At 44.3% G+C, this 14,131-nt stretch carries 10 protein-coding genes; 9 read left to right on the top strand and 1 reads right to left on the bottom strand.

Features of this window, described 5'->3' with window-relative positions; all coding sequences use genetic code 11:
* Positions 1–38 precede the first annotated feature (38 nt).
* The 4 genes from GT589_RS06175 to GT589_RS06160 all read left to right on the top strand — a co-directional run bounded on the left by GT589_RS06175 (position 39) and on the right by GT589_RS06160 (position 6,150).
* Entirely contained in the window at positions 39–1,163 is a 1,125-nt protein-coding gene (locus GT589_RS06175; protein WP_293397551.1) for a hypothetical protein, read from the top strand.
* 155 nt (positions 1,164–1,318) lie between these two features.
* Positions 1,319–3,940 (top strand): cation-translocating P-type ATPase, encoded by a 2,622-nt coding sequence (locus tag GT589_RS06170; RefSeq protein ID WP_293397548.1) that lies wholly within the window; start codon positions 1,319–1,321, stop codon positions 3,938–3,940.
* Positions 3,941–4,057: 117 nt separating this feature from the next.
* Positions 4,058–5,026, top strand: a complete 969-nt coding sequence (locus tag GT589_RS06165) for a 2-hydroxyacid dehydrogenase (protein WP_293397545.1) — start codon at positions 4,058–4,060, stop codon at positions 5,024–5,026.
* Positions 5,023–6,150: a glycerate kinase gene (locus GT589_RS06160; protein ID WP_293397542.1), complete on the top strand. Its 1,128-nt coding sequence runs from the start codon at positions 5,023–5,025 to the stop codon at positions 6,148–6,150. The genes GT589_RS06165 and GT589_RS06160 overlap by 4 nt, the downstream gene beginning before the upstream one ends.
* 75 nt (positions 6,151–6,225) lie before the next feature.
* On the opposite strand, the gene typA is transcribed toward GT589_RS06160, so the two are convergent.
* Positions 6,226–8,043, bottom strand: coding sequence for a translational GTPase TypA (gene typA / locus GT589_RS06155; RefSeq protein WP_293397539.1), 1,818 nt, complete (start codon positions 8,041–8,043; stop codon positions 6,226–6,228).
* 388 nt (positions 8,044–8,431) lie between these two features.
* Here typA and GT589_RS06150 point away from each other — a divergent pair, with 388 nt between their 5' ends.
* The 5 genes from GT589_RS06150 to GT589_RS06130 all read left to right on the top strand — a co-directional run.
* Entirely contained in the window at positions 8,432–8,632 is a 201-nt protein-coding gene (locus GT589_RS06150) for a cold shock domain-containing protein (protein WP_293397536.1), read from the top strand.
* Positions 8,633–8,785: 153 nt separating this feature from the next.
* Positions 8,786–9,976 carry an exonuclease SbcCD subunit D gene (locus GT589_RS06145; protein ID WP_293397534.1) on the top strand — a complete coding sequence of 397 codons (1,191 nt, stop codon included), beginning with the start codon at positions 8,786–8,788 and terminating at the stop codon, positions 9,974–9,976.
* Between the two features lie 3 nt (positions 9,977–9,979).
* Positions 9,980–13,117 (top strand): AAA family ATPase, encoded by a 3,138-nt coding sequence (locus GT589_RS06140; protein WP_293397532.1) that lies wholly within the window; start codon positions 9,980–9,982, stop codon positions 13,115–13,117.
* A gap of 50 nt (positions 13,118–13,167) precedes the next feature.
* The gene (locus tag GT589_RS06135; RefSeq protein WP_293397530.1) at positions 13,168–13,833 is read left to right on the top strand and encodes a YczE/YyaS/YitT family protein; all 666 of its coding nucleotides are present in this window, start codon (positions 13,168–13,170) and stop codon (positions 13,831–13,833) included.
* A gap of 195 nt (positions 13,834–14,028) precedes the next feature.
* Positions 14,029–14,131: transposase (locus GT589_RS06130; protein ID WP_293397883.1), on the top strand; the 103-nt coding region annotated here is incomplete at its 3' end.

The raw sequence follows: 14,131 nt of genomic DNA, 5'->3' as shown, positions 1-14,131 counted from the left end.
CGACGAAAAGCTCGAGCTTCCTATAGGAGATGGATTTGATGAGCTACAAAAATAGAAGTTCCAGATTCAAGTTTGAAATAGCTGGAGAAGAATACAGCAGCCACATACTTAGGGTGCTTGAGGAAGAGGAGTTCAAGGGAGGCATATCCATACTATATACACGAAGGCCAAACGCAGTGCTCTCGCTAAAGAAAGAGGGAGAAGATGTTTTGGTCGTAATATGCAGGGACAGGGAAACCGACGACTTCATAGGTTTCGGGGCTTGTGCTATTAACAGGCTATATGTAGGAGGCAGAGCGGTGAAGGTGGGCTATATATTTGCGCTCAGGATGGCTAGAGAGCACAGAAAGAAATATCCAAGGCTGCTTCCATCTGCATATGAATATATTGGAGATATACTCAGGGATAAAGGTGTGGAGCATGTATATACGACAATTCTAAGCGACAACAAAGATGTGCAAAATATGTTCGAAAAGAAAAGAAGGTCAATGCCTGACTACAATTACTCAGGTGGCTACAATGTCCATTGCATAAGGACGAATCTGCCTGAAAAAGGAGCGCCAGGTGATTTTGAATTGAGTCAGGCATGCGAGGCGGACGTTGAGTATATGCTTGAGATTTTCAAGAAGCAGGGGGGGCTTTATGATTTCTACCCTGCCATAAGCAGAGAAGATCTGTATGGTGAAACTGAATTTCCGCTTAAATATAGCGATTTTTATGTGTTGAAGGACAAGAGCACCGGAAAACTGTTGGCATGTGGGGCGCCATGGGATCAAAGCGGATACAAACAGCACATAGTTATTGGCTATAAGGGGCGATACAAGGCGTTCAGGGCCATATCGCCACTTTTCAAAGTATTAGGCATTCCCAAAATGCCCAAGCCAGGTACAACTCTAAAGTATTACACTGTGGCATTTTACGCTGCAAGAGAAGATGGTGGAAAATATATTGAGACGCTTGTTAGAGGAATATCCAGAATAAAGAAGAATTATGACTACTTCATAATGGGCGCATCAGCAGGCAGCACGGCAGACGGAGTGCTCAGTGGTATCTCACCGATAGTATACAGCAGCAGGGTATACATTGTGGATTGGGAAAAGCATTCTGAAGGTAAACTCGAAGCGGACAGAAAGCAAATATATCTTGAATGCGCCAGGTTATAGGCATTGACGGCTTCCAAAACGCCTGCCCAAGTGCAGGTGTTTTTTAATCTATTTCTAATCGAGCCGCAATTGTAGGCGTTTTTTATTTGTGATATATTATTATAATGTGAATTCTTCATTTCACACACTCATACTATGAAAGGGGCATTCATAACATGTACAGGCTTTATCAAAAGACCGTTGAAGATGCATTGCTGCACCTGAACACAGATAAAGAAGGGTTGAGCAACGCAGAAGTTGAAAAAAGAAGAGATCAGTACGGTTATAACGAACTAGTCGAGGCGGAGAAAAAGAGCACTCTGATGGTATTTTTGGAGCAGTTCAAGGATTTTCTCGTGATCATACTTATAGCCGCGGCTGTAATTTCAGCTTTCCTTGGAAAATTTGAAAGTTCGGCAGTAATTGTTGTAGTAATCACCATAAACGCCATACTAGGAACAGTGCAGCATGTCAAGGCGGAGGAGTCGCTTAAGAGTCTCAAGGCTCTATCGTCGCCAACGGCAAAAGTCCTAAGACATGGCAAGAAGGTTGAGATACCCTCTAGAGAAGTGATGGTTGGAGATATACTATTTTTGGACGCAGGCGACTATGTCAGCGCCGACGGCAGGGTCATAGAGACATACAGCCTGCAGATAAATGAAAGCTCGCTGACTGGCGAATCCGAGAGCATAGACAAGTTGACAGACGCTATAGAGGGCGAGAACATAGCTCTTGGCGACCGCAAGAACATGGTTTTCTCGGGCAGCTTTGTTACATACGGCAGGGGAGTTGTTGCCGTGACGAGCATAGGTATGGAAACAGAGATAGGTAAGATAGCAAACCTGCTTGAAAGCACGCAGGAGAAAAAGACGCCGCTTCAGGAAAATCTGGACAACTTCGGCAAGAAGCTTGCAATAGCAATACTTGCAATCTGTGCGGTCATATTTGCACTCAACATATTCAGGGGCGGATCAGTAATAGATTCCTTCATGTTCGCGGTGGCGCTTGCAGTAGCGGCTATACCGGAGGCATTAAGCTCAATAGTGACAATAGTTTTGGCGATAGGCACCCAAAAGATGGCCAAGGAAAATGCCATAATAAGAAAGCTACACGCTGTTGAGAGTCTTGGAAGCATATCTGTAATATGTTCTGACAAGACCGGAACGCTCACTCAAAACAAGATGACAGTGCAGAAGCTGTTTGTTGACGGTAAAGTGGTAGAAGACGAGTCTAAAGAAGGCTGCAAAGACCTGGATCAAAAGCTTGTATTGATGTCAGTGCTCTGCAATGATGCTGTGACTTCTTTTGACAAGGAGATAGGCGATCCTACGGAGATAGCTCTTGTTAATCTTGCGGAAAAGTATGGAATTGACGAGATTAAAGCCAGGGATGAATATCCAAGGCTCGGAGAGGTTCCATTCGATTCAGGAAGAAAACTCATGAGTACGGTGCATTGCATAGGCGGAAAGACGCTGCTTGTAACCAAGGGTGCCGTGGATGTGCTTGCAAAAAGACTTGTAGCTATAGAAAAATGCAGCGGAATATCCAGCATATCGGAAAAAGATTTACAAGAAATCGAAGCCGCAAATCGAAGCTTTTCAGAAAATGGGCTAAGGGTGCTTGCGTTTGCTTACAAGGAAATTGAAGATAATACTGAAATAGGCTTGGATGACGAAAAAGACATGACATTCCTTGGACTTATATCAATGATGGATCCGCCAAGAGAAGAGTCGGCTTCAGCCGTTGAGGCATGCGCAAACGCAGGAATAAAACCTGTCATGATAACTGGTGACCATAAAATAACTGCGTCGGCCATAGCCAAGCAGATAGGCATATTAAAACACGAATCAGAGGCCATGGAAGGCCAGATGCTCGATGACATGACTGATGAAGAGCTGAGGGAAAAGGTTGAAAACATTTCTGTATACGCCAGAGTTTCACCTGAGCACAAGATAAGGATAGTAAGGGCATGGCAGGACAAGGGCAACATAGTTGCAATGACAGGCGATGGAGTGAATGACGCTCCTGCTCTCAAGCAGTCTGACATCGGCGTGGCAATGGGCATAACTGGAACAGAGGTTGCCAAGGATGCATCGTCAATGGTGCTTACTGACGACAACTTCTCAACTATAGTAAAGGCAATATCAAACGGAAGGAGCATATACGAGAACATAAAGAACTCTATAAGATTCCTGCTTTCGGGAAACACAGCCGGTATACTTTCGGTGCTCTATGCATCGTTTATGGCTCTGCCGGTTCCTTTTGCAGCTGTGCACCTACTGTTTATAAACCTCCTTACAGACAGTCTTCCTGCCATAGCAATAGGCATGGAGCCTTACAAGAAGAATATAATGAATGACAAGCCAAGAGACATAAGCGCTCCGTTGCTGAGCAGACAGTTTTCTCTGGAGATTCTTTTTGAAGGTATACTGATTGCCATAGCTACAATGACGGCGTTCCACATAGGACTCTCAAGCGGGGGCCATATGCTTGCAAGCACAATGGCATTCGCTACGCTTTGTCTTTCGAGACTGCTGCACGGTTTCAACTGCAGGGCGAGGGAGTCGATATTTGCAGCAGGAGTTTTCAGTAATCCGTATGTTTGGTATGCAGCCATAATAGGACTAGTTCTGCTAATGTCGGTTCTTGAAATCAAGCCTCTTATGAAGGTGTTCGAAGTGGCTCCTCTTGCAGGTGGTCAGCTGGCAACCATATTTGGACTTTCGGCCATGCCGCTTGTGCTGATACAGTTTGCAAAGCTTGCTTTTGTAAAATCAAGCAGTTCAAATAATATATAGCGATTACATTTGCAGCCCGCTACTGGAGACATTAATTAATGGCTTCAGCGGCGGGTTTTTAAATTTTAGAAAAGGGATATAAATGGTATAGAAGAAAAAATTATAGGGGTGAGGCTTATGAAAAAGGTTCTTGTAACGAGAAAGATTCCGGAGGTTGCAGTAGAATTGCTGAAGCAACATTTTGAAGTGGAATATGATGGCGATGATCGCCAGATGTCTAAGGAAGAGCTTGTGGAGAGGGTAAGAGGCAAGGATGCGGTACTGTGCCTGCTTACTGACCCCATTGACAAGGAGGTGCTTGACGCCGCTCACGGCTGCAGAATATTTGCCAACTATGCGGTGGGCTACAACAACATAGATGTTGAGCATGCGACCCGCAAAGGGATACTAGTTACGAACACTCCGGGGGTGCTTGACAATGCAACAGCCGATCTGGCGTGGGCGCTCCTTTTTGCTGCGGCCAGAAGGATTGCTGAGGGGGACAGGTATGTAAGAGACAGGAAGTTCGACTCATGGAAGGCCACTCTGCTGCTTGGAAGAGACGTAACGGGCAAGACCCTGGGTGTAGTAGGTGGAGGCAGGATTGGCACCAACTTTGCAAAGAAGGCGAGAGGCTTTGACATGAAAATACTCTACACAGGCAGAAGCAGAAGCGAAGATTTTGAAAAGGAAACCGGTGGAACCTTTGTAAGCAAGGAGGAGCTCCTTCGCGAATCCGACTTTGTATCGCTGCATGTGCCGCTGAATCCGGAAACAAAACATTATATAAGTGATGCCGAACTTGACATGATGAAAGACACATCGGTGCTTATAAACACCGCGAGAGGGCCTGTGGTAGATGAGAAGGCTCTTGTGAGAGCCTTAAGAGAAGGCAAAATATGGGCTGCTGGACTCGATGTATTCGAGAATGAGCCTCTAATAGAAGAAGAGCTCTACGACATGAAAAATGTAGTGCTCCTGCCACACATTGGTTCAGCAACAATAGAAACAAGGGAAGAGATGGGACTTATAGCTGCAAGAAATATTGTAAGCGTGCTTAGCGGAGAAAGACCCCAGACTTGCGTGAACAAGGAAGTCCTAAAATGAAGATAGTAGTCGCCGCAGACTCATTCAAAGGATCGCTTTCATCCGTTCAAATCATAGAAGTATCAAGCAGGGCTATAAAAAAGCATTATCCTGACGCTCAGGTGGTGGGAGTGCCGATTGCCGACGGAGGCGAGGGAACTCTTGAAGCTCTTTTGGAGCTGACATGCGGGCAGAAAATAAGGGCGAGGGTGCATGATCCTATCGGCAGGGAAATAGACGCATATTGCGGACAAGCGGATGGATGCTTTTTTGTGGAAATGGCCCAGGCAAGCGGCATCACGCTTCTATCTGAAAAGGAAAGGGATCCTCTGATTGCCAGCTCGTTAGGAACAGGTGAAATGATAAGGCTCGGACTCGAGCTGGGATTTCGCAATTTCATAGTGGGAATCGGGGGAAGCGCGACAAATGACGGCGGAACAGGCTTGCTGCATGCGCTTGGAGTCAGATTCATTGACGGAAGCGGGAACGAGATAAAGCCATGCGGAGAGAATCTGCTCCATATAGAAAGCATAGACATCACAGGGCTTGACAAACGACTTTTAGATTCAACCATCACAGTGATGTGCGATGTTGACAATCCGTTCACAGGAGCGAGTGGAGCCACATATGTATACGCTCCCCAAAAGGGTGCGGGAGAATATGAGTTGGAGCTGCTAGAGCGAGGCATGGTTAAATACAAGGAAAAGGTAATACAGGAACTCGGTATAGACATGGATGCGATTGCAGGTGCAGGAGCGGCAGGGGGAGTCGGGGGCGCGCTTTGCGCATTTTGCAAAGCCAAGCTGAGGTCTGGGATAGTGACCCTGCTCGAAGTGGCTGATTTTGAAAGTATACTCAAAGGGTGCAGTTTTGTAATAAGCGGTGAAGGAAGAATTGACAGCCAGTCAGCAAGGGGCAAGGCAATCTCCGGCATCGCAAAGGTGTGTGCCGCAAATGGAGTGCCCCTTTATGCAGTATGCGGAGGAATAAGAGGGGACGTCGGATGGCTGTATGAATCGGGGGTTAAGAGCATTATGCCGATAACGCGTTCACCAATGAGCGTTGAATATGCAATGCAGCACGCAGAGTATCTCCTGGAGGATGCTCTCGACAGGATGATAAGGTTTATAAATCAGACTTACTAGAAACAGAAAAGGTGTACATGCCTGAGTGATCTCAAGAATGTACACCTTTGTTTGATTTCGATGTTAGCAGTTTTATTAAACGGCCTTGTTCGACTTATAGGATTTTGCTCTGTCGTTGGCGTTTAATATCTTCTTTCTAAGCCTTATAGAATCAGGCGTTACTTCAACAAGCTCGTCATCTTCTATGAATTCAAGAGCCTCTTCAAGCGTGAAGGATTTTGCGGCGTTAAGCTTTACAGCATCGTCAGATCCGGAAGCTCTTACGTTAGTAAGTTTCTTGTTCTTGCATGCGTTAACTACCATGTCCTCTTTTCTGCTGTTTATGCCAACGATCATTCCTTCATATACAGGCACAGCAGCATCTACAAGCATAGTTGCCCTGTCGCTTAGGTTGAAAAGTGCGTATGCCATAGTTACGCCTGCTTCCTGGGATACGAGCACGCCGTTTAGTCTGCCTTGTATCTCGCCAAAGTGCGGCTGGTAGGAGTGGAATGATTTGACAAGCGTTCCCTCACCTCTTGTCTCGTTTATAAAGCCGCTTCTGTAACCAAGCAGTCCTCTGGTAGGCACAAGATATTCAATCTTCGTGTAGCCGTTTTCAGAGTGCATTGACTCCATTATGCCTTTTCTCTGGTTGAGGCTTGATATTACAGTGCCGCTGAACTCGTCAGGTACTGTAGCTATTACTTTTTCAACAGGTTCGCAAAGAGTTCCGTCTATATGCTTGAATAGAACCTCAGGTTTTGAAACTCCAAGCTCATAGCCTTCCCTTCTCATGTTTTCAAGCAGTATTGAAAGGTGAAGCTCGCCTCTTCCTGAAACCTTGAAGCCGTCTCTGCCTTCCAGCTCTTCGACTCTAAGGCCTACATTGACTTCCAGTTCCCTTTCAAGTCTTGCCTTAAGGTGTCTTGAAGTTAGGAATTTGCCCGACTTGCCACAGAAAGGAGAGTCGTTGACAAGGAAGTTCATTGCAAGAGTAGGTTCTTCTATTTCTATCATTTCCATAGGATCCACATTGTCAACGTCGCATATAGTTTCCCCTATTGAAATGTCACTTATTCCTGCAAGTATTACGATATCGCCGCTAGTTGCCTCGTTTTTCTCAACTCTGTTGAGGCCTTCATTTACCATTACCTTGGAAATTTTTGCTTTTACAACTGAGCCGTCTCTTCTTGAAACAGACACCTGCTGTCCTTTTTTAAGAGTTCCTCTTGTTATCCTGCCTATGCCAAGTCTTCCAACGTACTCGTCGTAGTCAAGCGATGATATCTGAAGCTGAAGCGGGTCGGAGTCAAGATCAGGATATGCCTGAACGTGGTTCTTAATAAGATCGAAAAGCGGGTCAAGGTTGCTGCTCTCATCGCTCATTTCAAGCTTTGCAATTCCTTCTCTTGCTATTCCATAGACTATTGGGAAGTCAAGCTGTTCGTCATTTGCGTCAAGCTCCACGAAAAGGTCGAATGTCATGTCTACGACTTCTTCAGCCCTCTGGTCCTTTTTGTCTATCTTGTTTATGAAAAGTATAGGCCTTAGACCGTTTTGCAGAGCTTTTTGAAGCACGAACCTTGTCTGAGGCATTGGACCTTCGCTTGAATCCACAAGAAGTATTGTAGTGTCGACAGTTTTCATAATCCTTTCAACTTCAGATGAGAAATCGGCGTGGCCGGGAGTGTCGACTATGTTTATCTTGATGCCGTCGTGTTCTATAGCGCAGTTCTTAGAGTATATTGTTATTCCTCTTTCCCTTTCGATGTCGTTGCTGTCCATTATGCACTCGACTACCTCTTCGTTTTCTCTGAAAACGCCGCCCTGTGAAAGGAGAGCGTCTACAAGTGTCGACTTGCCAGCGTCAACGTGGGCAATTACCGCGATATTGATTATCTTCTTCTTCATTATTCTGATCAACCTCTTTTTTATATTAAGTTATATTAAGTGTGCAGCACATCTGCAGACACGTTTAATCATTAAAAATTACCAACTTTATTATGATACACTTGTTTTGGAAAAATTTCAATTAAATTTATGTTATCAATGTAGGATTTCAACTAAAAATCGAATGTTTTTTTCATGGTTATAATATCTGCTCATTTTGGAAAAATAATTGTTAAAGCTATTGCAAAAATATGGCTTTGAATATATACTAAATGTAGTATTTAATTCTCAATGTGATTTTTTGTTTAGTACATATTTGCAAGAAGCATCAAACAGTTCTGCAGGTTAACGTTTACAAAAAATTGATTGTCAGAATTAAAGGAATTTTAATTTTTGGAGGTTTTAGAATATGAAAGGTACAGTTAAATGGTTTAACGGAGAAAAAGGATACGGATTTATAACTGGAGAAGACGGAAAAGACGTTTTCGTACACTTCTCAGAAATCCAAGTTGATGGATTCAAAACACTTGCAGAAGGACAAGAAGTTGAGTTCGAAGTAGTTCAAGGACCAAAAGGACCTCAAGCTGCTAAAGTAACTGTAATAGGATAGTAATCAAGAACCCCGGTGATAATTCATCGGGGTTTTTTTTATTTTAATGGAAAGCAGGGGATTTTTTTCAGCTTGAATATGCATGATCAGTATGTGTATATTAGTATTATGAAGGCATTTCGATTATAAATTTAACGGAAAGAGGAGGACGGGATGAAAATAATCCATACTTCTGACTGGCATATAGGCAAGATTGTGAACGGATTCAGCATGCTGGAGGACCAAAGGCATGCCCTTGAGCAGCTTATTGAGATTTTGGAGGAGGAAAAGCCGCACGCTCTCGTAATAGCAGGCGACATATACGACAGGAGCATACCGCCTGTGGAAGCAGTAGAACTGCTTGACTGGGCGCTGAACCGAATACTGCTTGACCTTGAGATTCCAGTACTTGCGATAGCGGGCAACCATGATAGTCCTGAAAGGCTCTCTTTTGGGAGTAGGCTGCTGTCGGATAAGGGATTGCACATCGCCGGAATTCTCAGCGCGGAGACCAAGAGAGTACAACTCTATGACGAATTCGGATCTGTAGATTTCTATCTGATACCCTATTCGGATCCGAGGGAGGCAAGACATCTACTCGGTGATGAGAAAATATCAACTCATGATGATATGATGAGAATAATAATAGAAAGAATAGAAGCAAACGCCGAAGGCTCTGCAAGAAAGGTGGCAGTGGCCCACGGATACATAGCATATTCCAAAAAAGAAAGCAATGAAGAATCATATGAAACAGAAGAACCGCAAAGATGTGAATCGGAAAGACCGCTGAGTGTGGGTGGGAGTGAAATAGTTAATGCAGAATGCTTTGAAAATTTCTGCTATACAGCCCTGGGACATCTCCACGGACCGCAGAGAGCGGGAAGCGAAAAAACGAGATATTCAGGCTCGCTTCTCAAATACTCTTTTTCGGAGGCAGCGCACAAGAAAGGCGTCGTAGTAGTAGAGATCGGCGAATCAGGAGATGTGACAACAAAACATCTGTCACTTGCTCCAGTGAGAGATATGAGGGTAATACAAGGCCCTTTAAGCGAACTTGTAAGTCCCAATGTATATTCGGGCGGAGACACCGCCGACTATATTTTTGCAAGGCTCACAGACGAGGGTGAACTTTTTGACCCGATAACAAAGCTAAGAGCTGTGTATCCAAATATAATGGGACTAGAGAGAATGCAATCCAGAGAATCTGCAACAGGCAGGACGTCGGCCGGTGCCGGACACAGAGAAAAGTCGAAATTTGAGCTTTTTGAGGAATTTTATGAGGCAATATGCGGTAAGAATATGAACGATGAAGAAAACAAAATTGTCAAAGAGGCTATAGAGTCCGCTCAGAAAGGAGCTGATTAAATAATGAGGCCTATAAGACTCGTAATGAGTGCATTTGGACCTTATGCAGGCAAGGAGACGCTTGATTTCAGAAATTTACAGGGCAACAATATATTCCTTATCACAGGACCAACAGGAGCGGGCAAGACTACAATATTCGATGCTATAAGCTATGCACTGTTTGGAGAGGCCTCCGGAAGCAGCAGGGACAAAAGCGATTTAAGGAGCGATTTTGCGGAGGTAGACAGTCCAACATACGTGGAGCTGGAATTCGAACTTAGAGGGAAAACCTATATCATAAAAAGACATCCGCAGCAGGAGAAGAAAAAAGCAAGGGGAGAAGGATACACAATCAAGGAGTCCAGTGCAGAGCTAGTTTTGCCAGATGGGTCTGTTGTTACCAGGATAAACAGCGTTGACGAGAAAGTAGGAGGAATCCTGGGCATAAGCAGGAGCCAGTTCAGACAGGTAGTGATGCTGCCCCAGGGGGAGTTTAGAAAGCTAATAGAGTCTGAAAGCAAGGAGCGCGAGGAGATATTCAGGAAGATATTTGGAACGCAGGCTTTCGAAGCCTTACAAAAGAGGTTGCAGGAAGATAGAAAGCAGCTGCGCATTACAATAAGCGAGGCTAAATCAAAACTGGAAACAAATGCAAAACACATAGATGCAGAAGAAAACGAGGAGCTACGAGAGCTTCTAGAATCAGAAGAACTCAATATTCCTGAGATCATATTAAGAAGCAGCATGCTAATAAAGAGTGATGAAGCGCTTCAGGAAGAGCTCTCGAAAAAGCTATCAGACGGAAGGCTCGGCCAGGAGAAACTTCAAAAGACAATGCTGGAGGCTGCAGAGGCAAACAAAAAGCTTCGTGAAATGGAGGCTGCCAGAGAGAGGCTTGCAAGCCTGGAGTGTCAAAAAAAATCATATGAAGATAAAGTGGCAAGGCTGGCCATGGGAAGAAGGGCACTTGAGATTTCGATAGTGGACGAAGCCGTAAAAGAAAAGAAGCTTGCCCTGAATTCTAAGAAAGCTGAACGCGAGATGCTGGTCAAAAAGCTGGAGGTTTGCAAAGCGGAATTGGTGAGCAGCAAAAAAGTGCTCATGTCAGAAGAAGCCAGAGAACAGGAAAGAAAAGCGATAGCAGAAGAAGTCACGAAACTCGGCGGTTTTGCCCATAAAGTCAGGGAATATGAGGACAAGCAAAAGGCCATAGGTGTTATTCTCGGCGACTTGGCGAAAACGAGCAATGAGCTGGAAAATCTAAAGAAGAGCTTGGAAGATGACAAAGAAAAACATAAAAAGCTGACTGAGGAGTTGCGCCTTTCAAACGAAGCACAGATTCAAAGAGAAAAGCTTGAAAAGCAATTTAGTCAGAAAAATTCACTCATTGCGAGGCTCATAGAAATATATAAAACATGCAAAAAGCTTTCAGATGAGCAGAAAAAGCACCTCGACCTTAAAAAAGAATATAAAGCCTTTGAAATGACATTTATCCACGCAAAGGAGCTGTATGAAAAAAGCGATGACATGTTCAGAAAAGGACAGGCCGGACTTCTGGCAAAAAGCTTAGTAGAAGGCTATCCATGCCCTGTTTGCGGTTCTAAAAATCATCCGTTGCCGGCTGCTTTTATAGAGGGAATGCCAACCGAAGAGACTCTGAAGCATGCCAAGAATAAATATGAAATCCTAAAACAAAATAAAGACGATATGCTGCAGAAGCTGGCCAACATAAACGGAGGAATAACGAGCCTTAGGGATTCCATATCGGAACAGCGGGAGAATCTGAAACCTGACCTCGGGCAAGAGCTAATGGATGTTGAAGAAGTTGAGCTCCAAGCGTATTTGAGAAATAAGGGCGAAAAGCTAAGGCATGAGCTTGAAGAGCTTGATAAAAGCCTCAAGGATATTGACAAGCTTGCAAAAAGCAAGGCTAAGGTAGAAGAGTCTATCAAAAAACTGGAGCTCCATATGGGAGAGAAAGAAAAGGACCTTGTAAAGCTCGAAGAGGACAAGAAGGAGCTCCAGATAAGGCAAAAGGGAGAAGAGGGTGTGCTCCAAGCAATTGAAAAAGAGATACCCCTGGAGCTACGCACTCTTGGAGGGCTTTATGAAAAAATAAAGGCGTTGGAAGACAAGCTCGAGACTATGAAAAAGGCGCTCGATACGGCGCGCGAAAAACACAGCAAGGCTCAAATAGACAAGGCTACAACCGAGAAGGAGATAGAGGCTGCGGCAAAATCAGAAGGTGAAAATGAAAAGGAGATAAATGAATTAAGAGCAAGGCTTGAGGATATGCTGTCTGCAGCTGGATTTGAAGACTATGCTCATTTTGCAGAGCTGAAGATGAGCAAGCAGGATATTGAAGAAACTGATGATGACATAACCAAATATTATCAGGAGCTTAAGTCGGCTTCAGACAACTTTATAAAGGCTCAGTCAGAGGCGAAAGGACTCAAGGAAACTGCGGTAGAATGTATAGAAAAAGAGCTCGCAGCCTTTAAGCAGGAATGCGAGGAACTCGATGGAACAATAAAGATGATATATGCCAGACGAACCAACAATCAAAAAGCGCTGAAAGAGATGGAACGCATAGCCGGCGAAATCGAAGGCCATGAAGAGCGTCTGAGGCTTGTGGGAGGACTGGCAGGCATAGCCAACGGGGAAAATACAGAAAGGCTTACATTCGAAAGGTATGTGCTTGCGGCATATTTCGACGAGATAATAAAGGCGGCCAATGTCAGGCTGGATAAGATGACCCAGGGTAGATTCTTTCTCCTGAGGAAAGACGAAAAGGGCAAGGGCAGAAAACAGGAGGGGCTAGAACTCGAAGTTTTCGATAACTATACGGGCAAAGCAAGGCATGTAAAGAGCCTTTCAGGAGGAGAAGGCTTCAAGGCCTCACTTTCGCTCGCTCTTGGACTTGCTGACATTGTCCAGGCATATGCCGGTGGAGTCAGCCTGGATACGATATTCATAGACGAGGGCTTTGGTTCTCTGGATCCAGAATCGCTTGACAGCGCAGTTGAGTGCCTGATCGACCTTCAGGAGTCCGGAAGGCTTGTGGGTATAATATCTCACGTGCCGGAGCTCAAGGAGAGAATAAATGCAAGGCTTGAGATAACCGCTTCAAAAGATGGCAGCAAAGCAAGCTTTGCTGTGTAATAGGTAGGGTATATAAGCATGCTCGTAGCCGAAATCAATGGGGGGATTACATGAGAAAAGAAAAATTGACAGTTGTAGACATTATAAAAAAGATGCCATCTCTTTTCTTTGGATTTCTGTTATTTGCGGTGGGAATACTGTCGACGCTCTATTCTGACCTTGGAATGAGCCCGTGGGATGTTTTCCATATGGGAATAGTGAAGCATTCGAATCTTACCCTTGGTCAAGTGTCTCAATTGACAGGGGTTGCAATAATAGTGATAGCATACTTTTGTGGAGTTATTCCCGGGCTGGGGAGCGTATTCAATATGTTTTTCATAGGTTTTTTTATAGACCTACTGCAATCTCTTGGGATATTTTACACCCCAGAAACGCTTATACTCAAGGTTGCGTTGCTCCTATTCGGAATATTGATGATGGGATGGGCATCATTTTTTTATCTGAGGGTAGGTCTTGGGGCAGGTCCAAGAGACAGTATGATGGAGACTCTAGTAAAGAAAACCGGCAAGCCGGTATGGCTAATAAGAAATTCAATCGAAATGGCAGTACTTGTAATAGGAGCCATGCTGGGGGGGCCTGTTGGAATAGGGACGATAATAACAGTCTTTGGCATAGGGTTTTCAGTTCAATTGGCTTTTATGATAGGAGGCTACAGCTCGAAAGAAATTGAGCATATTAATATAATTGATGTGATTGGAATAAGAAGCTGGTCATAATGAAAAAGCCGAATTGTGTTCGGCTTTTTCTATTTGCGAACAGTTGGCAGGCAATTGAATGAGTCGCCACGCATTCTCGTGACTTCAGTCATGAGTTAGTGGCGACACATGTTTGTATAAAAACAAACTAAAGGCATTAAAAACACTAGAATCATACCATTACATATGTTGTCATATAATCAAAGGATGTGACATATGGGAAAAGTTACTTATGGGAGAGGGTATGTTTATACTATCCAGTATCATATAGTGTGGTGTACCAAATATAGACACAAGATAATACAAGGAAAAGTAGAAA

The sequence above is a fragment of the Peptoclostridium sp. genome (assembly GCF_009881055.1).
Lineage (GTDB): Bacteria > Bacillota > Clostridia > Peptostreptococcales > Peptostreptococcaceae > Peptoclostridium_A.
This window is presented reverse-complemented; position numbering and strand designations above follow the sequence as displayed.

Excerpts from the sequence above, each read along its gene's own strand:
- GT589_RS06175 (WP_293397551.1), top strand. The coding sequence starts at position 39 with ATGAGCTACAAAAATAGAAGTTCCAGATTCAAGTTTGAAATAGCTGGA.
- GT589_RS06170 (WP_293397548.1), top strand. The coding sequence starts at position 1,319 with ATGTACAGGCTTTATCAAAAGACCGTTGAAGATGCATTGCTGCACCTG.
- GT589_RS06165 (WP_293397545.1), top strand. The coding sequence starts at position 4,058 with ATGAAAAAGGTTCTTGTAACGAGAAAGATTCCGGAGGTTGCAGTAGAA.
- GT589_RS06160 (WP_293397542.1), top strand. The coding sequence starts at position 5,023 with ATGAAGATAGTAGTCGCCGCAGACTCATTCAAAGGATCGCTTTCATCC.
- typA (WP_293397539.1), bottom strand. The coding sequence starts at position 8,043 with ATGAAGAAGAAGATAATCAATATCGCGGTAATTGCCCACGTTGACGCT.
- GT589_RS06150 (WP_293397536.1), top strand. The coding sequence starts at position 8,432 with ATGAAAGGTACAGTTAAATGGTTTAACGGAGAAAAAGGATACGGATTT.
- GT589_RS06145 (WP_293397534.1), top strand. The coding sequence starts at position 8,786 with ATGAAAATAATCCATACTTCTGACTGGCATATAGGCAAGATTGTGAAC.
- GT589_RS06140 (WP_293397532.1), top strand. The coding sequence starts at position 9,980 with ATGAGGCCTATAAGACTCGTAATGAGTGCATTTGGACCTTATGCAGGC.
- GT589_RS06135 (WP_293397530.1), top strand. The coding sequence starts at position 13,168 with ATGAGAAAAGAAAAATTGACAGTTGTAGACATTATAAAAAAGATGCCA.